Annotated in this window: 24 protein-coding genes; 20 read left to right on the forward strand and 4 right to left on the reverse strand. The window is 70.6% G+C overall.

What is annotated here, in order from left to right:
• Positions 1–118 precede the first annotated feature (118 nt).
• From WA670_RS18190 to nusB, 3 genes are read left to right on the forward strand one after another with little or no spacing between them, the layout of a single operon-like run.
• A complete protein-coding gene (locus WA670_RS18190) occupies positions 119–1,210 on the forward strand; it encodes a M24 family metallopeptidase (RefSeq protein ID WP_037818948.1) in 1,092 nt (363 codons plus the stop codon).
• A 43-nt stretch (positions 1,211–1,253) separates the two neighbouring features.
• Positions 1,254–1,817, forward strand: a complete 564-nt coding sequence (gene efp, locus WA670_RS18195; RefSeq protein WP_037818947.1) for an elongation factor P — start codon at positions 1,254–1,256, stop codon at positions 1,815–1,817.
• A complete protein-coding gene (gene nusB, locus WA670_RS18200; protein ID WP_037818946.1) occupies positions 1,817–2,275 on the forward strand; it encodes a transcription antitermination factor NusB in 459 nt (152 codons plus the stop codon). Before efp ends, nusB begins: the two co-directional genes overlap by 1 nt.
• Positions 2,276–3,113: 838 nt before the next feature.
• Here the strand turns inward: nusB and bldD are convergent.
• Positions 3,114–3,602 carry a transcriptional regulator BldD gene (gene bldD, locus WA670_RS18205; protein WP_003096372.1) on the reverse strand — a complete coding sequence of 163 codons (489 nt, stop codon included), beginning with the start codon at positions 3,600–3,602 and terminating at the stop codon, positions 3,114–3,116.
• Between the two features lie 261 nt (positions 3,603–3,863).
• Here bldD and pyrR point away from each other — a divergent pair, with 261 nt between their 5' ends.
• From pyrR to WA670_RS18275, 14 genes are all read left to right on the forward strand, one after another.
• Positions 3,864–4,460 carry a bifunctional pyr operon transcriptional regulator/uracil phosphoribosyltransferase PyrR gene (gene pyrR / locus WA670_RS18210; protein ID WP_037818943.1) on the forward strand — a complete coding sequence of 199 codons (597 nt, stop codon included), beginning with the start codon at positions 3,864–3,866 and terminating at the stop codon, positions 4,458–4,460.
• Positions 4,457–5,389, forward strand: a complete 933-nt coding sequence (locus tag WA670_RS18215) for an aspartate carbamoyltransferase catalytic subunit (protein ID WP_037818941.1) — start codon at positions 4,457–4,459, stop codon at positions 5,387–5,389. The genes pyrR and WA670_RS18215 overlap by 4 nt, the downstream gene beginning before the upstream one ends.
• Positions 5,386–6,672, forward strand: coding sequence for a dihydroorotase (locus tag WA670_RS18220; RefSeq protein ID WP_037818940.1), 1,287 nt, complete (start codon positions 5,386–5,388; stop codon positions 6,670–6,672). Before WA670_RS18215 ends, WA670_RS18220 begins: the two co-directional genes overlap by 4 nt.
• Positions 6,672–7,175: a PH-like domain-containing protein gene (locus WA670_RS18225; protein WP_336158343.1), complete on the forward strand. Its 504-nt coding sequence runs from the start codon at positions 6,672–6,674 to the stop codon at positions 7,173–7,175. Before WA670_RS18220 ends, WA670_RS18225 begins: the two co-directional genes overlap by 1 nt.
• Positions 7,172–8,299, forward strand: a complete 1,128-nt coding sequence (gene carA, locus WA670_RS18230) for a glutamine-hydrolyzing carbamoyl-phosphate synthase small subunit (RefSeq protein ID WP_037818937.1) — start codon at positions 7,172–7,174, stop codon at positions 8,297–8,299. Before WA670_RS18225 ends, carA begins: the two co-directional genes overlap by 4 nt.
• On the forward strand, positions 8,299–11,616 hold the full coding sequence (gene carB, locus WA670_RS18235; RefSeq protein WP_037818936.1) for a carbamoyl-phosphate synthase large subunit: 3,318 nt from the start codon (positions 8,299–8,301) through the stop codon (positions 11,614–11,616). The genes carA and carB overlap by 1 nt, the downstream gene beginning before the upstream one ends.
• On the forward strand, positions 11,613–12,455 hold the full coding sequence (pyrF, locus tag WA670_RS18240) for an orotidine-5'-phosphate decarboxylase (RefSeq protein WP_336158344.1): 843 nt from the start codon (positions 11,613–11,615) through the stop codon (positions 12,453–12,455). Before carB ends, pyrF begins: the two co-directional genes overlap by 4 nt.
• 107 nt (positions 12,456–12,562) lie before the next feature.
• Entirely contained in the window at positions 12,563–12,880 is a 318-nt protein-coding gene (gene mihF / locus WA670_RS18245; protein ID WP_003096398.1) for an integration host factor, actinobacterial type, read from the forward strand.
• Positions 12,877–13,548, forward strand: coding sequence for a guanylate kinase (gmk, locus tag WA670_RS18250; RefSeq protein ID WP_037818934.1), 672 nt, complete (start codon positions 12,877–12,879; stop codon positions 13,546–13,548). Before mihF ends, gmk begins: the two co-directional genes overlap by 4 nt.
• Positions 13,545–13,814 (forward strand): DNA-directed RNA polymerase subunit omega, encoded by a 270-nt coding sequence (gene rpoZ / locus WA670_RS18255; RefSeq protein ID WP_020658117.1) that lies wholly within the window; start codon positions 13,545–13,547, stop codon positions 13,812–13,814. The genes gmk and rpoZ overlap by 4 nt, the downstream gene beginning before the upstream one ends.
• Positions 13,807–15,039 carry a bifunctional phosphopantothenoylcysteine decarboxylase/phosphopantothenate--cysteine ligase CoaBC gene (coaBC, locus tag WA670_RS18260; RefSeq protein WP_078870735.1) on the forward strand — a complete coding sequence of 411 codons (1,233 nt, stop codon included), beginning with the start codon at positions 13,807–13,809 and terminating at the stop codon, positions 15,037–15,039. The genes rpoZ and coaBC overlap by 8 nt, the downstream gene beginning before the upstream one ends.
• Positions 15,040–15,129: 90 nt before the next feature.
• Positions 15,130–16,332 (forward strand): methionine adenosyltransferase, encoded by a 1,203-nt coding sequence (gene metK / locus WA670_RS18265; RefSeq protein WP_037819197.1) that lies wholly within the window; start codon positions 15,130–15,132, stop codon positions 16,330–16,332.
• A gap of 568 nt (positions 16,333–16,900) precedes the next feature.
• Entirely contained in the window at positions 16,901–19,003 is a 2,103-nt protein-coding gene (locus WA670_RS18270; RefSeq protein WP_037814603.1) for a primosomal protein N', read from the forward strand.
• Between the two features lie 437 nt (positions 19,004–19,440).
• Positions 19,441–19,986 carry a GNAT family N-acetyltransferase gene (locus WA670_RS18275; protein WP_134730954.1) on the forward strand — a complete coding sequence of 182 codons (546 nt, stop codon included), beginning with the start codon at positions 19,441–19,443 and terminating at the stop codon, positions 19,984–19,986.
• Between the two features lie 4 nt (positions 19,987–19,990).
• On the opposite strand, the gene WA670_RS18280 is transcribed toward WA670_RS18275, so the two are convergent.
• Together WA670_RS18280 and WA670_RS18285 are read right to left on the reverse strand one after the other, a co-directional pair.
• Positions 19,991–21,148 carry a hypothetical protein gene (locus WA670_RS18280; protein WP_134730952.1) on the reverse strand — a complete coding sequence of 386 codons (1,158 nt, stop codon included), beginning with the start codon at positions 21,146–21,148 and terminating at the stop codon, positions 19,991–19,993.
• Positions 21,145–22,212, reverse strand: coding sequence for a helix-turn-helix domain-containing protein (locus WA670_RS18285; protein ID WP_134730950.1), 1,068 nt, complete (start codon positions 22,210–22,212; stop codon positions 21,145–21,147). The genes WA670_RS18280 and WA670_RS18285 overlap by 4 nt, the downstream gene beginning before the upstream one ends.
• 253 nt (positions 22,213–22,465) lie before the next feature.
• Between WA670_RS18285 and WA670_RS18290 the strand changes: the two genes are divergently transcribed.
• The 3 genes from WA670_RS18290 to WA670_RS18300 all read left to right on the forward strand — a co-directional run bounded on the left by WA670_RS18290 (position 22,466) and on the right by WA670_RS18300 (position 24,187).
• A complete protein-coding gene (locus WA670_RS18290; RefSeq protein WP_037814607.1) occupies positions 22,466–23,086 on the forward strand; it encodes a hypothetical protein in 621 nt (206 codons plus the stop codon).
• 33 nt (positions 23,087–23,119) lie between these two features.
• Positions 23,120–23,782 (forward strand): Crp/Fnr family transcriptional regulator, encoded by a 663-nt coding sequence (locus WA670_RS18295; RefSeq protein ID WP_037814608.1) that lies wholly within the window; start codon positions 23,120–23,122, stop codon positions 23,780–23,782.
• Positions 23,783–23,902: 120 nt separating this feature from the next.
• Positions 23,903–24,187: a hypothetical protein gene (locus WA670_RS18300; protein ID WP_199817737.1), complete on the forward strand. Its 285-nt coding sequence runs from the start codon at positions 23,903–23,905 to the stop codon at positions 24,185–24,187.
• A 688-nt stretch (positions 24,188–24,875) separates the two neighbouring features.
• On the opposite strand, the gene WA670_RS18305 is transcribed toward WA670_RS18300, so the two are convergent.
• On the reverse strand, positions 24,876–25,334 hold the full coding sequence (locus WA670_RS18305) for a GatB/YqeY domain-containing protein (protein WP_134730946.1): 459 nt from the start codon (positions 25,332–25,334) through the stop codon (positions 24,876–24,878).
• Positions 25,335–25,367: the final 33 nt, after the last annotated feature.

Here is a 25,367-nt window from a genome sequence, read left to right on the forward strand (position 1 = left end):
TAGGCGCGCCGAAGTTAACCGCCAGTAGGCCGTCCTCCCCGCCGCGCCGGAACCGTGCCGGAGCCGCGCTGAAACCGTGCCCGAACAGGGGTCGGAAGCCGCTGGTTAAGCTGGTCGCGTGCCGGAAATCCACGCTCGCCGCCGCGCCGCGCTCGCCGCCCTGCTCCACGAGAACGGGGTCGACGCGCTGCTGGTCACCGATCTGCTCAACATCCGCTACCTGACCGGGTTCACCGGGTCGAACGCCGCGCTGCTGCTGCACGCGGCAGGCGACGCGAAGACCCTGTTCTGCACCGACGGGCGCTACACGACCCAGTCGGAGTCGGAGGTGCCCGACCTGGAGCGCGTGCTCGACCGCGCCAGCGCCCGCGCGCTCGCGGTGCACGCCGCGGAGCAGGGCTACGGCCGGACCGGGTTCGAGAGCCAGCACGTGAGCGTCGAGGAGCACGAGAACCTCAAGGTGCGCTTCGACCGGGTCGAACTGGTCCGCACGCCGGGCCTGGTCGAGCAGCTGCGAGTGGTCAAGGACGAGGTCGAGGTCGCCGCCCTGCGCGCCGCGTGCGCCGCCGCCGACCGCGCGCTCGCCGCCCTGATCGAGGCCGGGGGAGTGCGGCCGGGCCGGACCGAACTGGAAGTGGCCCGCGACCTGGAGAACCGGATGCTGGAGCACGGTTCGTCCGGGATCTCCTTCGAATCCATCGTCGCCGCCGGGCCGAACTCGGCGATTCCGCACCACCGCCCGACCGGGGCCGAACTGAACCGCGGCGACTTCGTGAAATTCGACTTCGGCGCCACCGTCGACGGCTACCACTCGGACATGACCCGCATGGTCGTCATCGGCGAACCCGCGGACTGGCAGCGCGAGATCTACGACCTGGTGCACCGCGCGCAGGCGGCGGGCTGCGAGGCCGTCCAGCCCGGCGCTGTGGTGTCCGAAGTGGACGCCGCGGCCCGCTCGGTGATCGCCGACGCGGGGTACGGCGAGCAGTTCGCGCACGGTCTCGGGCACGGCGTCGGGCTGGAAGTGCATGAGGCACCGAGTCTCGCCGCAGCGGGCGTCGGTACACTGTCCGCCGGTATGGCGGTCACCGTCGAGCCCGGCGTGTACCTCGCGGGGCGCGGTGGCGTGCGCATCGAGGACACGCTCGTCGTGCGGGACTCCGGACCCGAACTCCTCACCCTGAGCACCAAGGACCTCGTGGCCGTCTGACGGCCGCGGCCGAAGAGATCGAACACAGGAGACCTGAAGACTCGTGGCCACCACCAACGACCTGAAGAACGGACTCGTCCTCAAGCTGGACGGCCAGCTGTGGAGCGTCACCGCGTTCCAGCACGTCAAGCCGGGCAAGGGCGGTGCGTTCGTGCGCACCACGCTCAAGCACGTGCTGACCGGCAAGGTCGTCGACAAGACCTTCAACGCGGGCACGAAGGTCGAGACGGCCACGGTGGACCGCCGGAACATGACGTACCTGTACAAGGACGGCGCGGACTTCGTCTTCATGGACGGCGACACCTACGACCAGATCACCGTGCCCGCCGAGACCGTCGGCGACAACGCGAACTACCTGCTCGAGAACACCGAGGTCCAGGTCGCGGTGCACGAGAGCGAGCCGCTGTACGTCGAGCTGCCGACCTCGGTCGAGCTGGTCGTCCAGCACACCGACCCGGGCCTGCAGGGCGACCGCTCCACCGGGGGCACCAAGCCGGCGACGCTCGAGACCGGCGCGGAGATCCAGGTCCCGCTGTTCCTCACGACCGGCGAGAAGATCAAGGTCGACACCCGCGACGGCCGTTACCTCGGCCGCGTCTCCAGCTGATGGCGGACAAGCTTCCCCCGCACCCGAACCGCGGCGGCGCGATCAGCAGGCGGCAGGCGCGCCGGCGCGCGGTCGAGATGCTGTACGAGGCCGCCCAGCGGTCCGCCGACGCGGTCACGCTGCTGGCCGACCGGGTCGGCGCGGTCGAGGTCGACCCGGTCGCGGACTACACGATCACCGTCGTGGAGGGCGTCACGGCCCACCGCGAGCGGATCGACGAACTTCTCGCGGAACACTCGCAGGGCTGGACCCTCGAGCGGATGCCGCCGGTGGACTTGGCGGTCCTGCGCGTCGGCGTGTACGAGATGCTGTGGTCGGGCGACGTCCCGGACGCGGTCGCGATCGACGAGGCGGTCGGCCTCGCGAAGGAACTTTCGACGGACGACTCGCCGCGGTTCATCAACGGCGTCCTCGGCCGCATCGGCACGATCGCCGACCGGCTGCGCGCGGTCCTTTAGCCCTCGCGGCTCGGTAGTCGGAGGTAACCCGGCTGGGGGAAAGCGGCCACCTGATTGGCCGCTGCCTGATCGGGTCACCGCCGGACCGCGGCGGCCGGCGCGAGGGGCGTCCGGGAGAAAATTGATCACCGAGCGGAATCAGAACCGGTCGGCGGGCGCCCTTCGCGGCGGCAGAATCCGGGCGGGCGCGCGGCGAGCCGGGGCGGCGGTCTTCCGGATTCGCTGCGGTGAGTGAGCAACCCGCCGGAGCAGTGCCGCGCATGCTGCCGGGGAAACCGCGACGGGGCAACGGTTTCCAGGCGGGGGAGAGAAACCGCTGCCCGGAGCAGGAATGTCGCGGGCGGGAAAGCAGCGGGACCGGACAGCCGCCGATGCCGGGAGAGCGTGCCTGGGGCGGAAACCGGTCGCGAGCGGGCGAAATGCTCAGCGCGGAATTACCGCACTGCTTGGTCTCGGCGATTCAGGTTCGCGGCGGCGGGCAAGCTCTCGGCGCGAAACTGCAAGCCAGGCAAGGGAATCCGCTCGGGCGTCCGAAGCTCGGAGCGGGGCAGCGGCCGCGAGGAAAAGTCCTGGGCGGCGCTGCGGTGCGAAGCGGAAATGCGCCGGAATCCGGAACGAATCCGGGTTCTCAACACGGAAAACGTGGGCAATTACGGCGTTCGCCGAAGAGCGGAACACAGCAGGTCAACGGTCGCGGGCACCCCGGATCGCCCGAGGCCCGGCCGGACAGCGCGGAACCGCGGCGGTCGGAGCCTCATCCGAAGCGCGGCGGGCGTTCCCGGTTCCCCGGGTGCGGGAAGCCCGCCGCGTCGTGCACGGCCGTTGCCGCCATCAGTGCTCAGTCCTCTTTGGACGGGCGGGCTTCCGGCGGGAGGACGCCCCAGTCGATGAGCTGCTCGGTCAGCTCGCCGGGGGTCATGTCGTAGATGATGGCGAGCGAGCGCAGGTCCTCGGTGCGGATGGAGAGCACCTTGCCGTTGTAGTCGCCGCGCTGGCTCTGGATCGTCGCCGCGTACCGGGCGAGCGGGCCGACCTTCTCCGCGGGGAGCTGCTGGAGCCGCTCCAGGTTGATCACGATCTTCGTGGCGGGCTCGGCTCCCGAGGGGACCCGGCCCTCCGGCAGCAGTTCGACCACCGGCACGCCGTAGAAGTCCGCCAGCTCGGCCAGCTTCTGGACGGTGACCGCCCGGTCGCCGCGCTCGTACGAGCCGACCACGACGGCCTTCCAGCGTCCGCCGGACTTCTGCTCGACCCCGTGCAGGGACAGGCCTTGCTGCTGGCGGATCCCGCGGAGCTTGGCCCCGAGCGCCTTGGCGTAATCGCCCATCTGGTGGTTCTCCGTTTCATCGCCCCTGCCCGGCCGGGAGGACCGGAGCCGGGGACTCCTCGAGTCGAATACTCAGAGTAATGGTTACGCATAGTTGTCACCAGGTCAAGCAGAAGGTCGGTCCGCGCAGGTGGCGGCCGTGCGCGTACCACCCGGAAGACTGATTGACCGGTCCTGCTACTGTCGGTGCGGTTTCCGGCAGCAGCCGGTTGCCGACGTCCTTTAAGGACCCGTCCAGAGAGGCGGGGAAGGAGGTCCGCCTTGTCGTCACGTCCGCGTGGCGCGGCGGAGCCGGCGGGAGAGCGCGAGCTGCTTTCTGCCGGCGATGTCGCGCGCACGATCGCGAGGATGGCCCACCAGGTCATCGAGAAGACCGCTCTCGGAGCCGGTCCGCCGGAGCAGTACCCGGTGCTGCTCGGCATCCCCACCCGCGGCACTCCGCTCGCCGCGCGCCTCGCCGGGAAGATCGGCGAGTTCGCCGGGGCCGAGCCGTCGCACGGCGCCCTCGACGTCACCCTCTACCGCGACGATCTCCGCCGCCGTCCGCCGCGCGCGCTCGAGCAGACGCAGCTGCCGCCGGGCGGGATCGACAACCGGGTCGTCATCCTCGTCGACGACGTCCTGTTCTCCGGCCGCACGATCCGCGCCGCCCTCGACGCCCTGCGCGACCACGGCCGCCCGCGTGCCGTCCAGCTCGCCGTGCTCGTCGACCGCGGCCACCGCGAGCTGCCGATCCGCGCCGACTACGTCGGCAAGAACGTGCCCACCGCGCGCGCCGAAGGCGTCTCCGTGCTGCTGTCCGAAACCGACGGCCGGGACGCGGTGCTGCTGCGCGCGCCGGAAGGAGAAACCCGGTGAAGCACCTGCTCGCCACCGACGGGCTCGACGCGGACACCGCGACCGCCGTGCTCGACACCGCCGACGAGCTCAAGCACACGCTGCTCGGCCGCGAGGTCAAGAAGCTGCCGACGCTGCGCGGCCGCACGGTGATCACGCTGTTCTACGAAAACTCGACGCGCACGCGGGTGTCGTTCGAGATCGCCGGGAAGTGGATGAGCGCGGACGTGATCAACGTCTCGGCGTCCAGTTCCTCGGTGAACAAGGGCGAATCGCTGCGGGACACCGCGCTCACGCTGGCCGCCGCGGGCGCCGACTGCGTGATCATCCGGCACCCCGCCTCGGGGGCCGCGCACCGGCTGTCGGGCTGGCTCGCCGGACCGGGCACCGCGGTGGTCAACGCGGGCGACGGCATGCACGAGCACCCCACCCAGGCGCTGCTGGACGCGGCGACGCTGCGCGAACGTCTCGGTTCCCTGAAGGACCGGCGGATCGCGATCGTCGGCGACGTCCTGCACAGCCGGGTCGCGCGCTCGAACATCCACCTGCTCAGCACCCTCGGCGCGGAGGTGGTGCTCGTCGCGCCGCCGACGCTGCTGCCGGTCGGCGTCGAAAAGCTGCCGGTCACCGTGTCGCACGACCTCGACGCCGAGCTGCCCGCGGTCGACGCGGTGATGATGCTGCGCGTCCAAGCCGAGCGCATGCACGGCGGGTTCTTCCCCTCCGCGCGCGAGTATTCGATCTCCTACGGGCTCTCCGAGCGGCGCCAGGCGCTGCTGCCGGACCACGCCGTCGTGCTGCACCCCGGCCCGATGCTGCGCGGCATGGAGATCGCCTCCGCGGTCGCGGATTCCCCCTCCTCAGCCATTACCGAACAGGTCCGCAACGGCGTCCACGTGCGCATGGCGGTCCTCTACCACCTGCTGGCCAGTGAAGGAGCTGCCGCGTGAGCATCGTGATCAAGGGTGCCCGCCCGTACGGCGAGGGCGAGCCGGTGGACGTCCTGGTCGAGGACGGTGTGATCGCCGCGATCGGCGAGGTGGACGTTCCCGAGGGCGCCGAGGTGCTCGACGCCGAGGGCCAGATCCTGCTGCCCGGGTTCGTCGACCTGCACACGCACCTGCGCGAGCCGGGCCGCGAAGACACCGAGACCATCGACAGCGGATCCGCCGCGGCCGCGCTCGGCGGCTACACCGCCGTGTTCGCCATGGCCAACACCGATCCGGTCGCCGACAACGCGCTCGTCACCGACCACGTGTGGCGGCGCGGGCAGGAGGTCGGCCTGGTCGACGTCCACCCGGTCGGCGCGGTCACCGTCGGGCTCAAGGGCGAGAAGCTCGCCGAACTGGGCACGATGGCGAAGGGCACCGCGGCGGTGCGGGTCTTCTCCGACGACGGCGTGTGCGTCGCGGACCCGCTGCTGATGCGCCGTGCGCTGGAGTACTCGACCGCGCTCGACGCGGTGATCGCCCAGCACGCCGAAGAACCGCGGCTCACCGTCGGCGCGCAGGCGCACGAGGGCGAGCAGGCGTCGCGGCTGGGCTACGCGGGCTGGCCGGCGTCGGCGGAGGAATCGATCGTCGCGCGCGACTGCCTGCTGGCGCTGCACGCGAACGCGCGGCTGCACGTCTGCCACGTCTCCACCGCGGGCACGGTCGACGTCCTGCGCTGGGCGAAGGAACGGGGCACGAAGGTGTCGGCCGAGGTCACGCCGCACCACCTGCTGCTGACCGACGACCGGCTGGAGACCTACGACCCGGTCAACAAGGTCAACCCGCCGCTGCGCACCGGCGGCGACGCGGAGAAGCTGCGCGCCGCGCTGGCCGAGGGCGTCGTGGACTGCGTCGCCACCGACCACGCGCCGCACGCGGTGCAGGACAAGGACACCGAGTGGGCCGCGGCCCGGCCCGGCATGCTCGGCCTGCAGACCGCGCTGTCGGTGGTCGTCGAGACGATGGTCAAGACCGGCCTGCTCGACTGGCGCGGCGTCGCCCGGGTGATGAGCGAGCGGCCCGCGGAGATCGGGAACCTGTCCGGGCACGGCCGTCCGATCGAAGCGGGCGAACCGGCGAACCTGACGCTGGTCGACCCGGACGCCGAATGGACCGTGCGCGGGGCCGAACTGGCCAGCATCGCGGCCAACACCCCGTACGAGGGAATGCGGTTGCCCGGCGTGGTGACGGCGACCCTGCTGCGCGGGCGGATCACCGCGCGCGAGGGGAAGATCTGCTGATGGAGCGGTTGCTGCTGACGCTGGGGATCGTCGCGTTCTTCCTGCTGTGCCTGTGGGGCATGTGGATGGGCTGGCGGCGCAAGGCGCGTTCGCAGAGCGCGCGGATCGCCCCGTTCCCGGAAGTCCCGGCCGACCCCGGCGAATTCCAGCTGGAATCGACGGGCGTGTACGTGGGCACCACGACCGCGGGCAACTGGCAGGACCGCATCGTCACGCGCGGCGCGGGCCCGCGGTCCGGCGCGGTCTGGCGGCTGCACCCGGACGGGGTGGCCGTGGAACGCGGCGGGCTCCCTGACTTCTGGATCCCGCGCGCCTCGATCACCGGGATCCGCCGCGACTCCCGGCTCGCCGGGAAGGTCACCGGCACCGACGTGCTGCTGGTGATCACCTGGCAGCTCGGCGACGTCGCGCTGGACACCGGGTTCCGCGGCGACGATCTCGACGACTATCCATTGTGGATCAACGAACTTTCCGATCACGACATCAAGGGAGGTGCCCAGTGAGCACCGGCACTCGCGGCCCCGCCGCCCTGGTTCTCGAAGACGGCCGGGTGTTCCGCGGCGCGGCATACGGCGCGCGCGGGCGGACCCTGGGCGAGGCGGTGTTCTGCACCGGCATGACGGGATACCAGGAAACGCTGACCGATCCGTCCTACCACCGGCAGATCGTGGTGCAGACCGCGCCGCAGATCGGCAACACGGGCTGGAACGACGAGGACGACGAGTCGGCCCGGATCTGGGTTTCCGGTTACGTGGTGCGGGATCCCGCGCGCACGCCGTCGAACTGGCGCTCGAAGCGGTCGCTGGACGAGGAACTGGTGCGCCAGGGCGTGGTCGGGATTTCCGAAGTGGACACCCGCACGCTGACGCGGCATCTGCGCGAGCAGGGCGCGATGCGCGCGGGCGTGTTCTCGGGCGACGCGCTGGGCAGCGACGAGCAGATGGTCGCGGAGGTGCTGGCGAGCCCGCAGATGAAGGGCGCGGACCTCGCGGGCGAGGTCTCCACGGACCAGCCGTATGTCGTTGCGGCGCAAGGGGAGAAGCGGTTCCGGGTCGCGGCGCTGGACTTGGGGATCAAGTCGAACACGCCGCGGCTGATGACGCAGCGGGGCATCGAGGTGCACGTGCTGCCCTCGAGCACGAGCGCGGAGGAACTGCTGGCGCTGGAGCCGGACGGGGTGTTCCTGTCCAACGGCCCGGGCGACCCGGCGACGACCGCGCACGCGACGGCGTTGACGAAAACCGTTCTGGAGCAGCGGATTCCGCTGTTCGGCATCTGCTTCGGCAACCAGATCCTGGGCCGCGCCTTGGGATTGGGCACCTACAAGATGCGCTACGGGCACCGGGGGATCAACATCCCGGTGATCGACGTGGCGACCGGGCGGGTCGCGATCACCGCGCAGAACCACGGTTTCGCCCTCGAGGGCGAACCGGGCCAGCGGTTCGATTCCCCTTACGGGGCCGCGCAGATCAGCCACTACTGCCCGAACGACGACACGGTCGAGGGCGTGCGCGCGTTCGACGTGCCCGCGTTTTCCGTGCAGTACCACCCCGAAGCGGCCGCGGGTCCGCACGACGCCGCGCCCCTGTTCGATGAATTCGTTGAGTTGATGGAGAAGAAGGCCTGATGCCGAAGAGGACGGACATCCAGCACGTGCTGGTGATCGGCTCCGGGCCGATCGTGATCGGGCAGGCGGCCGAGTTCGACTACTCGGGCACGCAGGCCTGCCGGGTGCTGCGGGCCGAGGGCCTGCGGGTGTCGCTGGTGAACTCGAACCCGGCGACGATCATGACGGATCCGGAGTTCGCGGACGCGACCTACATCGAGCCGGTGACGCCGGACTTCGTGGAGAAGGTCATCGCGGCGGAGCGCCCGGACGCGCTGCTGGCGACGCTGGGCGGGCAGACCGCGCTGAACTGCGCGGTCGCGTTGCACGAGCGCGGCGTGCTGGAGAAGTACGGCGTGGAGCTGATCGGCGCGGACATCGACGCGATCCAGCGGGGCGAGGACCGGCAGAAGTTCAAGGACATCGTGCGCACGGTCGGCGCGGACGTGCCGCGGTCGCGGGTGTGCCACGACATGGACGAGGTTCGTTCCACCGTCGAGGAACTCGGGCTGCCGGTGGTCATCCGGCCGTCGTTCACGATGGGCGGCCTCGGCTCGGGCATGGCGCACACGCCCGAAGACCTGGAGCGGCTGGCGTCGACCGGGCTCACGGAGTCCCCGGTGACCGAGGTGCTGATCGAGGAGAGCGTGCTCGGCTGGAAGGAGTACGAGCTCGAGCTGATGCGCGACAAGCACGACAACGTGGTGGTCGTGTGCTCGATCGAGAACGTGGACGCGATGGGCGTGCACACCGGCGACTCGGTCACCGTCGCGCCGACGATGACCTTGACCGACCGCGAGTACCAGGTGATGCGGGACGTCGGGATCGCGGTGCTGCGCGAGGTCGGCGTGGACACCGGCGGCTGCAACATCCAGTTCGCGTTCAACCCGGACGACGGCCGGATGGTCGTGATCGAGATGAACCCGCGCGTGTCGCGTTCGTCCGCGCTGGCGTCGAAGGCGACGGGTTTCCCGATCGCGAAGATCGCGGCGAAGCTGGCGATCGGCTACACCCTCGACGAGATCCGCAACGACATCACCGGCGAGACCCCGGCGTCGTTCGAGCCCGCGCTGGACTACGTGGTGGTGAAGGTCCCGCGGTTCGCGTTCGAGAAGTTCCCCGGCGCGGACCCGACGCTGACCACGACCATGAAGTCGGTCGGCGAGGCGATGTCGTTCGGCCGCAGCTTCCCCGAAGCCCTCGGGAAGGCGATGCGGTCGATCGAGACCAAGGCGACCGGGTTCTGGACCCAGCCCGACCCCGAGGGCGCGACGGTCGAGTCCACGCTGGACTCGCTGCGCACCCCGCATGAAGGCCGTCTCTACGAGGTGGAGCTGGCGCTGCGCCTGGGCGCGACGGTCGAGCAGGTGCACGAGGCGTCGGGGATCGACCCGTGGTTCATCGACCAGATCGCTCTCATCGGCGAGGTCGGCGCTGAGGTCCGCGACGCACCGGTGCTGGACGGCGACCTGCTGCGGCGGGCGAAGCGCACCGGCCTGTCGGACCGCCAGATCGCCGCGCTGCGGCCGGAGCTGGCGGGCGAGGACGGCGTGCGGGCGCTGCGGCACCGGCTGGGGGTGCGGCCGGTGTTCAAGACGGTCGACACCTGCGCGGCGGAGTTCGCGGCGAAGACCCCGTACCACTACTCGGCCTACGAGACCGACCCCGCCGCCACCTCCGAGGTCGCGGTCCAGTCGGACAAGCCGAAGGTGCTTATCCTCGGCTCCGGGCCGAACCGGATCGGGCAGGGCATCGAGTTCGACTACTCCTGTGTGCACGCGGCGATCGCGTTGCGCGAGGCCGGGTTCGAGGCCGTGATGGTCAACTGCAACCCGGAAACCGTGTCCACCGACTACGACACCAGCGACCGGCTGTACTTCGAGCCGCTGTCGTTCGAGGACGTGCTGGAGGTCGTGCACGCCGAGCAGCAGTCCGGCACGGTCGCCGGCGTGATCGTGCAGCTGGGCGGGCAGACCCCGCTCGGGCTCGCGCAGCGCCTCGCCGACGCCGGGGTGCCGGTGGTCGGGACGCCGCCGGAGGCGATCGACCTGGCCGAGGACCGCGGCGCGTTCGGCGAGGTCCTCACCGCAGCCGGGCTGCCCGCGCCGAAGTACGGGACGGCGACCTCGTTCGAGGGCGCGAAGCGGATCGCCGACGAGATCGGCTACCCGGTCCTGGTCCGCCCCTCCTACGTGCTGGGCGGGCGCGGCATGGAGATCGTCTACGACGAGGAGTCCCTGGCCGGCTACATCCGCCGCGCGACCGAGGTCACCCCGGAGCACCCGGTGCTGGTGGACCGGTTCCTCGACGACGCGATCGAGATCGACGTCGACGCGCTGTTCGACGGCGAAGACCTCTACCTCGGCGGCGTGATGGAGCACATCGAGGAAGCCGGGATCCACTCCGGCGACTCCTCCTGCGCGCTGCCGCCGATCACCCTCGGCGCGCAGGACCTCGACGCGGTCCGCCGCTCCACCGAGGCCATCGCGCGCGGCGTCGGCGTCCGCGGCCTGCTCAACGTGCAGTACGCGCTCAAGGACGACGTGCTCTACGTCCTGGAAGCGAACCCGCGTGCCTCGCGCACCGTCCCGTTCGTGTCCAAGGCCACCGCCGTCCCGCTGGCGAAGGCCGCGGCGCTGGTGATGACCGGCTCGACGATCAAGGACCTGCGCGCCTCCGGAGTCCTGCCCGCCGAGGGCGACGGCGGCCGGATGCCCGCCGACTCCCCGGTCGCGGTCAAGGAAGCCGTGCTGCCGTTCCACCGGTTCCGCACGCCGGAAGGACACGGCGTCGACTCCCTGCTCGGCCCGGAAATGAAATCCACCGGCGAAGTCATGGGCGTCGACACCTCCTTCGGGAAAGCATTCGCGAAATCGCAAAGCGGCGCCTACGGATCGCTGCCCACCTCGGGCCGGGTATTCGTCTCCGTCGCCAACCGCGACAAGCGTTCGCTGGTCTTCCCGGTGAAGCGGCTGGCCGATCTCGGCTTCGAGATCCTCGCCACCTCCGGCACCGCGGAAGTGTTGCGGCGCAACGGGGTTGCCTGTTCGGTGGTGCGCAAGCACTCCGAGCCGGACCCGGGCACCGGCGAGCCGAACATCGTCGACGTGATCCTCGCCGGCGACGTCAACATGGTGATCAACACGCCGTACGGAAACAGCGGACCGCGCGTGGACGGTTACGAAATCCGGACTGCCGCGGTGTCGCGCGACATTCCGTGCGTCACCACGGTGCAGGGCGCCGCGGCTGCGGTGCACGGCATCGAAGCGCTAATCCGCGGCGACATCGGCGTGCGCAGCCTGCAGGACCTCCAGGCGGCGCTGAAGGCGACGTCGTGACCGCGCGATTCGGGACGCGGCTCGCCGAAGCGGTGGCCGCGCGCGGGTCGCTCTGCGCCGGGATCGACCCGCACCCCGGCCTGATCGAGGCGTGGGGCCTGCCGCTCGACTCGAGCGGGCTCGAACGCTTCGCGCTCAGCGCCGCGGAGGTGCTGGGCGAGGTGGCGGCGATCGTGAAGCCGCAGTCGGCGTTCTTCGAGGCGTTCGGGCCCGCCGGGGTGGCGGTGCTCGAACGCGTCGTGGACGTCGCTCACGACGCCGGAGCGCTCGTCCTGCTGGACGTGAAGCGCGGTGACATCGGCTCGACCATGGCGGCCTACACGGCGGCGTACGTGGCCGAAAAGGCGGCTTTCACCGCCGACGCGGCCACGGTGTCGCCCTACCTCGGCTTCGGCGCGCTCGACGCGGCTGTCGCGGCGGCGCGCGAAGCGGGCAACGGCCTCTTCGTGCTCGCGCGCACGTCCAACCCGGAAGCGGACGCGTTGCAGCGCGCGCGGCTCGAAGACGGCCGTACGGTCGCTCAGAGCGTCGTAGACGCTGCGGCGGACCACAACGCAGGTGCTGAGCCGTACGGCGACGTCGGCGTGGTCGTAGGGGCCACTGTGGCTCCTGGGGAAGTCGACCTGAGCCGGCTCAACGGACCGGTGCTCGCGCCCGGTTTCGGGGCGCAGGGGGCAACCGAGGCGGATTTGCGGGCAGTCTTCGGGGAAGGCCTCCCTGGCCTGCTCCCGGCGTCTTCGCGCGACCTGCTGCGGCACGGCCCGGACACGGCGGCGTTACGCCGTGCGGCCCAAGAGGTGAACGGCCGGTTGGCGGGACTGCGCGGAAAAGGCCAATAGCAGGCCCCGGAATCGCGCTCCACCAGCCACCCCCGCATTGTGGCCCCTGCTCAGGGGTGGGTACCGTCGCGTCACCCACCCAGATGTGAGAACTACCGGAGGAAAACGTGGCACTTCCCCAGCTGACAGAGGAACAGCGTGCTGCGGCGCTGGAGAAGGCCGCCGCCGCCCGCCGCATCCGTGCTGAGCTGAAGGAGCGGCTGAAGCGGGGCGGTACCACTCTGGTCGACGTGCTGAAGCAGGCCGAGGAGAACGAAGTCCTCGGCAAGATGAAGGTTTCGGCTTTGCTCGAGGCGCTCCCCGGCGTCGGCAAGGTCCGTGCCCAGCAGACGATGGAACGACTGGAGATCGCCCCCAGCCGCAGGCTCCGCGGGCTCGGCGACCGGCAGCGCAAGGCGCTGCTGGCCGAGTTCAGCGGCGAGTGAGCGGCGTCGGTCAGGACTACCCGGTGACCCGGGGCGCCGACCGCGGCAGTGAGCCGGTGGCGGGGGACATCTCCCGCCCCCGGCTCACGGTCGTCTCCGGCCCTTCCGGCGTCGGGAAGTCGAGTGTGGTGGGACAGCTGCGCCGGCTCGAGCCGAACCTGTACTTCAGCGTTTCGGTGACGACGCGGGCGCCGCGGCCGGGCGAGGTCGACGGAAACCATTACCACTTCGTGGATTCCGCCGAATTCGACCGGATGGTGGCCGGGAACCGGCTGCTGGAATGGGCCGAGTTCGCGGGCAACCGGTACGGGACGCCGCGCGAGCCGGTCGAGAAGGCGCTGGCGGACGGCCGTCCGGCGGTGCTGGAGATCGAACTGCAGGGCGCGCGCCAGGTCCGGGCCGCGATGCCGGAGGCGCGGCTGGTCATGCTGATGCCGCCGTCCTGGGAGGAACTGGTCGGCAGGCTCACCGGCCGGGGCACCGAGACCGAGGCCGCGGTGGCCGCCCGGCTGGCCGAGGCGGAACGCGAACTGGCCGCGGCAGGGGAGTTCGACGAACGGGTCGTGAACGCCGACGTCGAGGTCGCCGCGCGGCGGTTGCTAGACTTGATTACCGGCGGTGGCGATTCTGCCGCCGATCGATGTGACGATACGGAGCACCACGAGTGACTGTGCAACAGGCGACGCTGGAAGAGCTCGAAGGCATCACCAACCCGCCGATCGACGACCTGCTCGAGAAGGTCTCCTCGAAGTACGCGCTGGTGATCTACTCGGCCAAGCGGGCCCGGCAGATCAACGACTACTACGCGCAGCTGGGCGAGGGCCTGCTGGAGTACGTGGGCCCGCTGGTCGAGCCCGGCCCCCGCGAGAAGCCGCTGTCGATCGCGCTGCGCGAGATCCACGGCGGGCTGCTCGAGCACACCGAGGGTGAATGACGCCAAGCCCAGGGTCGTCCTGGGCGTGGGCGGCGGCATCGCCGCCTACAAGGCGTGCGAGGTCCTGCGGGGCCTCACCGAATCCGGGCACGACGTCCGCGTCGTGCCCACCGAGGCCGCGCTGAATTTCGTCGGCGCGGCGACCTTCGAGGCACTGTCCGGGAACCCGGTGCACACCGGGGTTTTCACCGAGGTGCCCGAGGTGCAGCACGTGCGGGTCGGCAAAGAGGCCGACCTCGTGCTGGTCGTCCCGGCGACCGCGAACCTGCTGGCCAAGGCCGCGCACGGGCTCGCCGACGACCTCCTCACCAACACCCTGCTCACCGCCCGGTGCCCGGTCGCCTTCTTCCCGGCGATGCACACGGAGATGTGGGAGCACCCGGCCACCCGCGACAACGTGGCGCTGCTGCGCTCGCGCGGCATGGTCGTCACCGAACCCGCGGCGGGCCGGTTGACGGGCGTCGACACCGGCAAGGGACGGCTCGCCGACCCGGCCGAGATCGTCGACCTGGCCCGGCTGCTGCTCGCCGAGCCGCGCGCGCTGCCGCGGGACCTCGAAGGCCTGCGCGTGGTGATCTCCGCGGGCGGCACCCGCGAACCGCTGGACCCGGTCCGCTTCCTCGGCAACCGCTCGTCCGGCAAACAGGGCTTCGCGCTCGCCCGGGTCGCCGCGCAGCGCGGCGCCGAGGTGACGCTGGTCGCCGGGCACACCGACGAACTGCCGTCCCCGGCGGGCGCGACGCTGCAACGCGTGTCCACTGCGGAGGAAATGCGCAAAGCGGTGCACGCCGCCGCGGCGGACGCGGATGTGGTCGTGATGGCCGCCGCGGTCGCGGATTTCCGGCCCGCCACGCTGGCCGACCACAAGATCAAGAAGTCCGACGACAGCCCGGACCCGGTCATCACGCTCGACCGCAACGCCGACATCCTCGCCGAATTGGTGCGAGAACGGCGTTCCGGGCAGATCGTGGTGGGCTTCGCCGCGGAAACCGGCGACGAGAACGGCAGTGTGCTCGACCACGCCCGCGCCAAGCTCCGCCGCAAGGGCGCGGATCTGCTCGTGGTCAACGCGGTCGGCGACGGCAAAGCCTTCGGCACCGAGGACAATTCGGGCTGGCTGCTCGCCGCGGACGGCACCGAGCAGGTCATCTCGCAAGGCGCTAAAGCCCGGCTGGCGGCCACATTGTGGGATGCCGTAACAGCGTTGATCGAACGTCGACTCTAGCTACAGGCCCGCTGGGTAGGGTGGGCTGTGCCAGGAGCGCCTGAAATACCGGTGGGGCGCCATCGCTTGACCGAGGGAAGTGACGAGGTCGTGTCTGCGTCCACGAAGAGGCTGTTCACGTCGGAATCCGTGACGGAAGGCCACCCCGACAAGATCTGTGACGCCATCAGCGACTCGATCCTCGACGGCCTGCTCACCAAGGACCCGCGCAGCCGGGTCGCCGTCGAGACCCTGATCACGACGGGCCAGGTGCACGTCGCGGGCGAGGTCACGACCGAGGCTTACGCGGACATCCCCACCATCGTGCGGGACGTCATCCTGCGCATCGGCTACGACTCGTCGGCCAAGGGCTTCGACGGCAACTCCTGCGGCGTGAACGTGGCGATCGGCTCGCAGTCGCCGGACATCGCCCAGGGCGTCGACACCGCGTACGAGTCGCGCGTCGAATCGGACGAGGACGAGATCAACCGCCAGGGCGCGGGCGACCAGGGCCTGATGTTCGGCTACGCCTGCTCGGACACGCCCGAACTGATGCCGCTCCCGATCGCGCTCGCGCACCGCCTGTCGCGCCGGCTGACCGCGGTCCGCAAGGACGGCGTGCTGCCGTACCTGCGCCCGGACGGCAAGACCCAGGTCACCATCGAGTACGCGGGCGAACAGCCGGTGCGGCTCGACACCGTCGTGGTGTCCACCCAGCACGCGGACGGGATCGACCTGGAGCAGATGCTCGGCGTCGACGTGCGCAAGCACGTCGTGGAGCCGGAGCTGGCCGAACTGGGCCTCGACACCGACAGCACCCGCCTCCTGGTGAACCCCACCGGCCGCTTCGTGATCGGCGGCCCGATGGGCGACGCCGGGCTCACCGGCCGCAAAATCATCGTCGACACCTACGGCGGCATGGCCCGCCACGGCGGCGGCGCGTTCTCCGGCAAGGACCCGTCCAAGGTGGACCGCTCGGCCGCGTACGCGATGCGCTGGGTGGCGAAGAACGTGGTCGCCGCGGGCCTGGCCGGACGGGTCGAGGTGCAGGTGGCGTACGCCATCGGCAAGGCGGCTCCCGTGGGCCTGTTCGTCGAGACGTTCGGCACCGAAACGGTCGACCCGACCAAGATCCAGTCGGCCATCAGCGAGGTCTTCGACCTGCGCCCCGCCGCGATCATCCGCGACCTGGACCTGCTGCGCCCGATCTACGCCCCGACCGCCGCGTACGGCCACTTCGGCCGCCCCGACCTGAACCTCCCGTGGGAAAGCACCGCCCGCGCCGACGCCCTGCGCTCACTCGCCGGCGCCTGATCCGTTTCGGTCCGTGAAGGGCTCCTTGAGGGAATCCCATTCCCTCAAGGAGCCCTTCACGGCTTTCGGCCCCGGTCGCGGTTCGTGAGGGCCACCCTCATTGACTCTGATTCCCCCAGGGTTCCCCTCACGACCGACCCGCTCGCCCCACGCCCACCTGCCGCCGGGATGCCGCCCCAATGCGGCATTGGGTGCATCTGACGCACCGAACGCCACATTGGGTGCATCTGACGCACCCAATGCCACATTGGGGCGCAAGCCCCCACCTCGCCCACACCGCAGCCAGCGCACCCAACGTTCGAGGCACCCAGCCCCTCCCGCGCACCCCGATACGAAGCCTCCCTGCGGTTCGGGGGTGCTTGTCAAGGCATCTTTCCCGCCTTGACAAGCACCCCCGAGCCGTCAGCACAATCAAGCTTCGGGGTGCCCCGCCGCACCTTCCCCCCGAAGGGGAATCTCCCTCCCCGAGCCGTCAGCACAATCAAGCTTCGGGGTGCCCCGCCGCACCTTCCCCCCGAAGGGGAATCTCCCCGCCGCACTGTCGGACCAGTCTGGTAGAGATCTCCAAGTGACCAGCTCCGAACCCACCCCCCTATGGGACCTCCCGGAGCCTCCGCGCTCCGCCCCGGAGCCGAAGGCCACCCCGGCGAAAAAGCCCGCCCGCAAACCGACCCGATCCCGAAAAGGCCAGCAAACCCCGGCCCCCGAACTCCCCGTCGCGAAGATCGCCGTAGACATCCCGCTGGCCCACCTCGACCGCACCTTCGACTACCAGGTCCCGGAAAAACTGCACGAATCCGCAGTCCCCGGCTGCCGGGTCCGGGTGCGCTTCGCGGGCCAGCTGGTCGACGGCTACCTCATCGAACGCACCGACACGACGGAGTACGAACGGAAACTCGCCTACCTGGAGCGAGTCACCTCGAGCGAACCCGTCCTCCCGCCGTCGCTGCACGCCGTCTGCCGCTCGGTAGCCGACCGCTACGCCGGAACCCTTTCCGACGTCCTGCGCCTGGCCCTGCCGCCACGCCACGCGAAGACCGAAAGCGAGCCGCCCGCGGAACCGGCCCCGAAACCCGAGGCCCCGGACGTCTCCGCCTGGTCCCGTTACCAACGCGGCGAAGCGTTCCTGGAAGCGATCGCCGAATCCCGTCAAGCGAACGCGGTCTGGCAGGCCCTCCCCGGCGAAGACTGGCCGCGCCGCCTCGCCGAAGCGGCGGCCACCGCGGCAGCTCAAGGCAGGGGGGCGGTCCTGGTAGTCCCGGACCACCGCGACCTCACCCGGGTCCACGAGGCGTGCATCGAACTGGTGGGGGAGCAGGGCGTCGCCGCGCTGATCGCCGGGCTGGGCCCGGCGGAACGGTACCGTCGCTGGCTTTCCGTGCTGCGCGGCGCGGTTCGCGTGGTGGTCGGCACTCGCGCGGCGATGTTCGCGCCCGTCGCCGATCCCGGTCTGTTCGTCGTGTGGGACGACGGCGACGATCTGCATCTGGATCCGCATGCCCCGTACCCGCACGTGCGGGATGTGCTGATGGATCGGGCGCATGCCACGAAATCGGCGTTCCTGGTCGGCGGATTCGCCCGGACCGCCGAGGCGCAGCTGCTGGTGGAATCCGGCTGGGCGCAACAGATCCAGGCCGATCGCGCCGAACTCCGCGCCGCCGCCCCGCGCGTGACCCCGGTCGGCGAGGACTTCGACGTAGCGCGCGACGAAGCCGCCCGGGTCGCCCGGCTGCCCGCGGTCGCGTTCGAAGCCGCGCGCCAAGCTTTCGCCGCCGGTTTGCCGGCTTTGGTCCAGGTTCCGCGCCGCGGTTACGTTCCCGGATTGTCGTGCGGCCAATGCCGGACGCCCGCCCACTGCCGTCGCTGCGCCGGTCCGCTGGCGTTGCCCGGCGGGTCGGCGGACGGTGCTCCGCGCCCGCCCGCGTGCCGGTGGTGCGGCGTCCCGGAGACCGCTTTCCGTTGTCCTGCTTGCGGTTCCGTCCGGTTGCGGGCCGTGGTGGTCGGCGCGAAACGCACCGCCGAAGAACTGGGCCGGGCTTTTCCCGGGGTTCCGGTCCGGACTTCCGGCGCGACCGAAGTCCTCGCGACCGTCCCGGGCCGCCCGGCGCTGGTGGTCTGCACGCCGGGCGCGGAGCCGGTCGCCGAAGGCGGTTACGGCGCGGCGCTGCTGCTGGACGGCTGGGCGTTGCTCGGACGCCAGGATCTGCGTGCCGCGGAAGAAACCCTTCGCCGCTGGATGGCCGCCGGCGCGCTGGTGCGCCCCGCGTCGGGCGGGGGCCGGGTAATCGTCGGCGCGGAGGCGGGGCTGGCGGTGGTGCAGGCGCTGGTGCGCTGGGATCCGGGCTGGCATGCGAGCCAGGAATTGGAACAGCGCCGGGAACTGGGTTTCCCGCCCGCGATGCGGATGGCGAGCGTCGAGGGAAGCCCGGCTGCGGTGGCGAGCGTGCTCGACGACCTCCCGCTGCCGGACAGCGGCGAGGTCCTGGGCCCGGTCCCGCTGGGCGACTACGACGACGAGGGCAACGCGGAACGCGAACGGGCACTGGTACGGGTGGCCCGCCCGGACGGCCGCGCCCTGGCGACAGTGGTGCGCGACGCGGTGGCCCGCCGGGACGCCCGGAAAGCCGTCGAACCGGTGCGGGTGCAGCTGGATCCGCTGGACCTGATCTAGGCGCCGTGCGGCGGGGAAGCGGTTGTTCCGCTGCGAGCACGGCTGGATCGGCTGGTCCTGATCGAGGCGCGGGGCGGCCAGGCAGCGGTCCTCCCACCGCCGCACAGACCCGCCAACACGACTGGATCCGCTGACCCCCGTCCGCCCGACCGTTCATTTGCGCGCCAAACCCACCACCGGAAGCGGTTTTCCGCACTACCGCCCGGTTTCCGTTTGAATCGGGGCGTCCTGGGGTGTATTGGGGACGTGGAAACCGGGGGAGGGGCGCGGCGGCGCAGGGCGGCCCGTTGCTCCGTTCGCAGGACCGCGCTGCGGCATTCGCCGTCTTCGCGGTGCCCAGGCGCGCACTTACCCTTGAGGCCGGGCGGCCAAGATCAGGACCGCGGCCCGGGCCTGCCGCTCGCGTGCCCCGGTCCCGCGGACAGGAGTCGGCGTTGATGGGCGAGGTCTCGATCCGGCCGGCTGAGCAGGCGGACCTCGCGGCGCTGGCGGGGATCCTCGGCGACCAGGGGTTTTTCGAGGACCGGTTCACCCGGCAGGCGAAGGGACTCGGCGTCCTGTTCGCCGCGTGGTGCTCCGCGCGGCCGGTCGGCGCCGTGTATCTCTGGCTCGAGGACGCCGAGGAGCCGCCGATCCGCGGCCACCTGCCGGGCGTTCCGCTCCTGAACCATCTGGAGGTCGCCCCGGACGCGCGCAACCGCGGCATCGGCGCGGCTCTCGTGCGCGCAGTCGAGGATTACTTGGTCGGCCACGGTCACGCGCTCGGCGCGCTCGCGGTCCGCACGGACAACACGCGCGCCGCGAGGCTGTACCGCCGCCTCGGCTATCACGACTGGGGTCACGGCACGGTCGTCTGCTACGCCGAGCGCGTTTCGCCGGACGGGCGCACGATTCTCGAAGCCGAACGCTGCCACGTGCTGGTGAAGCGGCTGCCGGACGACCGTCCCGCGCCGCTCGCCACCCGCGGCTGCGGCGAACGCTGAACCTTCAGGACTTGTGCACGATCTCCGCGATCCCCAGCGTGTCGAACGCGGCGTCCGGATCGCCCGGCGCGCCGTGGCGTGCGCGCAACGACAGCAGATGCGTTTCCCACGTGTCCCGGTCCCGTTGCCAAGCGCGCAGGTACCGGACGCACAGGTCCGGCTCGATCAGCAGGCTGCGGCCGAGCGCGGCCTTCAGCGCGGCGACCATCCGGTTCTCGTACGCGCCGGTCAGGTAAGGCGCGTCCTGGACCTGCTGCAGCGTGGTGCGGATGAACGCCCGGCGGCTTCCCAGGAAGTCCGCCCAGTACGCGACGTCCGCGCCGGCGATGCCGAGACCGTTGTCCAGCAGGCCGTAGATGCCCTCGGCGAGCGTGTCGCCCAGTTCCTCCGACCGGGCGCGCACCGTGTCGCGAAAGGGGTCGTAGTCGTGCTGGTAGGCGAAGCTGGTGATCGCCGTGGCGCGCAATCCGGTCGCGGTGAGGAGAAAAAACCAGTCCTCGTTGTAGATGTCCGGGAAGAACGACGAGAACGCGGCGCGTCCGACGGCCAGCGCGCCGCCGCCGACGAACGTGTCCTGTTTTCCGCCGGACTCGCGGTAGGCGTGGCACACCACGGAGTTGTCCGGCATGCCGACGTTGGCCAGGCCCGCTGCCGCGTACTGGTCGAGCAGACCCGCGGCGGCGCGCAGGTTGCTCGGGCGAAGGAGCGGGATGTCTTTGTGCGGGAACAGCCGGATGTCGTCGTCGAGGAAGAGGATGCGCTGCCAGCCCGCCAGGTCGGCGACGAGCACGCCGAGGTTGCGCTTGAAGCTCGTGTCAGTGCGGCGCAGCAGGCGCTTCGCCTGCAGCAGCTTGCTCGTCGCGAACGGCGGGACGGCGCCGAGACCGGCGGCCTCGTCGGTGTCGATCGCGCGGACTCGCACCCCGGCGCGCTTCCCGGCGAGCACCGCGTCGGTCGCGCGCGCGTTCTTGCTGCACAGCAGCAGAAGCGTGGCGTCGGCTTCGCGGGCGGCGCGGAACGCGTCCTTGAGATAGGCGGCGGGGCGGCCGTTGGGCACGACGATCGCGTCCAGCCTGGCCTGCGGCGCGTCTTCGGCGGCGACGTGGTGCAGCAGCCGCTGATGCGTCGTGTGCTGCGCCGGCGCTGCGACGGTCGCGGTCATGTGAGGCTCGATTCTGGCCACTCGTGCAGCCGGTTTTCGGGCAGGGTCCAGTCAGGGGTGAGCCCCTGGTTGTCGAAGACCGGGACCCGGCTGATGATGCTGAAGGAATCCGCGCCCGCGAAGCGCTGGTCGAGGTAGGCCTGGTTGCGGTCGCGGAAACGGCGGTCGGTCAGCGCTCGTACGGCCCCGAGGGTGCCGCGGCCGTACATTCCGTTGCACACGGTCACGGTGCGCTTGCGGTTGAGCGGGCTGACGCCGTGGTAGAAGTGCGCGACGTCCTCGAGCAGGATGCCGTCGCGCAGTTTGGCGCTGAACCTCTGGGTGCTGCCGTCCGGGCGGGTCACTTCGAACCCGGTGTCCAGCTGGTCCTCGTCGCCCTTGCGGCTGATCTGGCGGACCGGCACGTCGACCCGGTCGAGCAGCGCGCGGGTCTGCGGGTTCCAGTCGACGCCGCCGAGCAGCACCAGGTGCGCGGTGTACTCGTCCGCCGACAGCGTCGTGTTCTGGTCGGTGGTGCGGAAGGTGACGTTGCTGGCCGGGTTGCACGCGCGGATGTGGCCGTAGAGCTCCAGCAGCGCGTCCGGGTCGGCGTAGGTGTAGAGGTTCACGTAGTCCGGGCTGGACGGGTCGGTGTAGGCGATCCGGTACTTCTCCGGCAGCTGCGCGCAGACGATGACGATGTCCTGGTTCGGCGGGAAGTGCCACAGGCTCGACGGGGCGAACACCGGCTGGGCCGGCGGGTCGTCGAGGTCGCCGCGCAGCGCCTGCAGCTCCGCGAGCAGTTCTTTGCGGACGGTGTGCTCGTCGTCCGTCAGGTTTTCGGTGTCCAGGAGATGAAGCTGGGGGCCCTGCACCGAACGGCGGGTGGCGAAGAAGGTCGCGTACGCCTCGAGGCGGTGCGGCGGGGGCGTCACCGGTTTCGCCACGTTCTCCCACGACGACAGCAGGCCGGTGCTCACGCCGAAGGCCTCGGCGAGCTGCTTCTGGGTGAGCACCACGTCGGACCAGCTCTCCTTGCGCAGAGTACGCAGGCGAGCGGCGAGCGCGGGGTTGGGCTGAGACACGACTTCAGACCCTTCAGTGAAGTTCAGTCAGGCGTGAATGGCGGGGATTCTACACCCGGGAAGCCGGAGTGGCCGGACGGGCCGGGGTCGAGTGTCGGCGAGGGTTCAGGGGTTGCCTATCTCGGACTTGACCCGCACCTGAATCGAAGATGTCGTGTGCGCGACACCATTGTTTCAGTACGGGCCCACCCTTATAGTAGCTGCTGTGAAAGTCTACTAGATTTCAGTAGCTTCCTGAAATAAGGGGGCGGTCATGGACACCTCAGCAGTACCGGCACCAGTACACCGAGCCATCGTGGTCGTCGACATCGAAGGGTCGACCACCCGTACGAACCCGGCTCGGGCCGGGCTCCGTTCGGTTCTGTTCGCCCTGCTCGACGAGGCGTTCCGGGCCGGCGGCATCACGGAGCAGTTCCGGGATCCGTTCGTGGACCGGGGCGACGGGGCGCTGTGCCTCGTCCGGCCGGTCGACGAGGTGCCGAAGACGGTCCTGCTCGCCCGCGTGGTGCCCGCGCTCGCCGACCTGCTCGCCCGGCACGGCGACCAGGAGCCCGAACTGGCCTTCCGGCTGCGTGTTTCGGTGCACGCCGGCGAGGTGCACTACGACGCGCACGGGCCGTACGGCGAGGACATCGACATCGCCTGCCGTCTCCTCGACGCCCCTGATCTGAGACGCAGGCTGCGCAGCTCCTCGGGGCCGCTCGCGCTCGTCGTCTCGAACGCGATCCACCGCTCGGTCGTCCGGCACGGCTACGCCGGGATCGACCGCAGCTCCTTCGCACACGCCTTCCGCGTGCGCGTCGGCGGGCAGCGGACCCGCGGCTGGGTCCGCACCACCGACGCCGTCCGGCCGGGAGCGGGACTGATCGCCTGACCGGTCCGGCCGACGACGAGGAGGGGGACCGCCGTGGAAACGATCGGGTTCTGGCCGGCGCTGGGCGCCGCGGAGCGCGCGAAGTTCGAAGAGCTGTCCGTCCGCAAGGCTTACCGGCGCGGGGACGTTCTCTGCCGCGAAGGCGAGCGGGCCTCGGTGGTGCTTCTCCTCCTTGCCGGGCACGTCCGGATCACCAACGCGACGCCGGACGGGCGCGAGGTCGTGATCGGCGTCCGCGGCGCGGGCGACGTGATCGGCGAACTCGCCGTGATCGACGGCGGACGGAGGTCGGCGACAGTGCAAGCGCTCGACGAACTGGACGTCCTGGTCGTGCCCGCCGCGCGGTTCGTCGCGCTGTGCCGGCGCGAGGCGGCGATTTCCTGGGCGCTGCTGCAAGTTCTGGCGGACCGGATGCGCGACGTCGGACGGCAATGGCTCGACATCGGCGGCGGGACGGCCACCCGCCGCGTCGCCGCGCAGTTGATGCAGCTGGCGGTTCAGCACGGCGTGCGGCGAGGTACGGATATCGAAGTCGCGGTGCCCGGAACGCAAGCAGAACTCGCTATGACAGCAGCGATTTCGCGCGAATCGTGGGCACGGGTGACACGGGAACTCCGCCGCCAGGGGGTGATCAGCACCGCGCGCGGCAAGGTGACCGTTCACCGGCTCGCGGAACTGCGGAGGCTCGCCCGCTGAAACGTGTCAGCTGACACAGATTTCCCGGCGCCGCCGGGGTTTTCTGGAAGCACACCACCGAGGGAGGCAGTCATGGAACCGTTTCTTCCCGCTCCTCAGCCGGTTCGCTGGCGTCGGGGGGTGTACGCGGCAGCTCTGGTCATCCCGTTCACCGTCGCTCAGGTGTGGGCGCTGCTGGTGTTGCTGAGCCTCGAATCGCTCCACGGTCTCGTCGGACAGGCCTTCCTGGTGACCCTCGCCGGTTCCGTCGTCGCGACGGTCATCGGCTGGCGGTGGGTGTGGCAGCTGGGTTCGGAACGGCGGCGGGTGCGGGCGCGTGAGGAGATGCGCAGGCGGGCGTACGAGAACGTGCGCGAATTCGGGCGGGAGAGCTTGGCCGAACCGCGGATAGAGGTGCGGTTATGAGTGCCGTGCTGGCTGCTGCGGAGAGCGCTGCTGCGGAGAGCGGCGGGCAAGGGGTGTCGGCTGGGGTTTTGGTGCTGGCGCTGGTTGTGTTGATCGCGGTGGTTCGGGTGCTGCGGTGGGTTGCCGGGCTGGCGGTGCGGTTGGCTGCTTCGGTTGCGGCTGTGGCCGGGTTGGTTGTGGGGGCGGCTGGGGTTGGGGGGTTGGCGACTATTACTGCGGTGGCTATGGCTGCTTCTAAGTGAGTTGGCTCGGCTCGTCGCTTGGCGGCGACATTGCTTTTGAGGGTTGCGTGGGGCACCCCGAAGGTTGATTGTGCTGACGGTTCGGGGGTGCTTGTCAAGGCGGGAAAGATGCCTTGACAAGCACCCCCGAACCGCAGGGGAGCTTCGTATCGGGGTTGGGGGAGGGCTGGGTGCCTCGACCGTTGGGTGCACCGGCTGCGGGGTGGGGCTGGGTGCTCGATGCGTGGGTGCGTCGGCTGCGGTTGGCGGGTGGGGTAGCGCCCCAATGTGGCATTGGGTGCGTGGGATGCACCCAATGTGGCGTTCGGTGCGTCTGACGCACCCAATGCCGCATTGGGGCGTGTTCCGGCGGCGGTGGGTCGTGAGGGGAACCCTGACGGAATCAGCGTTCCTCAGGGTGGCCCTCACGGACCGAAGTGCCTGGGCGAGAGGGGGCGCAGCCGGAGTCAGCTGTTGGCGAGTTGGCGTTTCACCTCTGCGGCGACGCGGGAGCCTTCGGCGCGGCCTGCGATCTTTGGCTGTACGGCCTTCATCACGGCGCCCATTCCGGCCATTCCGGAGGCACCGGTTTCCGTCACTGCCTCGGTGACCAAGGTGCGCAGCTCGTCGTCCGAGAGTTGGGCGGGCAGGTAGGCGGTGAGGACCTCTGCTTCGGCTCGTTCGCGTTCCGCTGATTCCGCTCGGCCTGCCTTCTCGAAGGCTTCGGCGGCGTCGCGGCGTTTCTTCACCTCTCGGGTGATGATCTTTTGTACCTCGTCGTCCGAGAGTTCGCGGGCGGTGTCGCCTGCGGTTTCTTCGTAGCCGATCGCCGAGAGGGTCAGCCGCAGCGTTGCCGAGCGCAGCTGGTCTCGGGCCTTGATCGCGGTCGTCAGGTCGTCGTGCAGGGTCGCCTTCAGCGTGGTCATATACCCGATCCTGGCGCCCGCCGCGGCTGGCTG

The organism is Amycolatopsis sp. VC5-11, from assembly GCF_037034185.1.
GTDB classification, from domain to species: domain Bacteria; phylum Actinomycetota; class Actinomycetes; order Mycobacteriales; family Pseudonocardiaceae; genus Amycolatopsis; species Amycolatopsis nivea.

What these genes read in the sequence shown, in the direction of transcription:
- WA670_RS18280 (WP_134730952.1), bottom strand. Translation starts at nt 21,148, where the DNA reads ATGACCGCGACCGTCGCAGCGCCGGCGCAGCACACGACGCATCAGCGG.
- WA670_RS18275 (WP_134730954.1), top strand. Translation starts at nt 19,441, where the DNA reads ATGGGCGAGGTCTCGATCCGGCCGGCTGAGCAGGCGGACCTCGCGGCG.
- nusB (WP_037818946.1), top strand. Translation starts at nt 1,817, where the DNA reads ATGGCGGACAAGCTTCCCCCGCACCCGAACCGCGGCGGCGCGATCAGC.
- bldD (WP_003096372.1), bottom strand. Translation starts at nt 3,602, where the DNA reads ATGGGCGATTACGCCAAGGCGCTCGGGGCCAAGCTCCGCGGGATCCGC.
- carB (WP_037818936.1), top strand. Translation starts at nt 8,299, where the DNA reads ATGCCGAAGAGGACGGACATCCAGCACGTGCTGGTGATCGGCTCCGGG.
- WA670_RS18225 (WP_336158343.1), top strand. Translation starts at nt 6,672, where the DNA reads ATGGAGCGGTTGCTGCTGACGCTGGGGATCGTCGCGTTCTTCCTGCTG.
- WA670_RS18305 (WP_134730946.1), bottom strand. Translation starts at nt 25,334, where the DNA reads ATGACCACGCTGAAGGCGACCCTGCACGACGACCTGACGACCGCGATC.
- WA670_RS18290 (WP_037814607.1), top strand. Translation starts at nt 22,466, where the DNA reads ATGGACACCTCAGCAGTACCGGCACCAGTACACCGAGCCATCGTGGTC.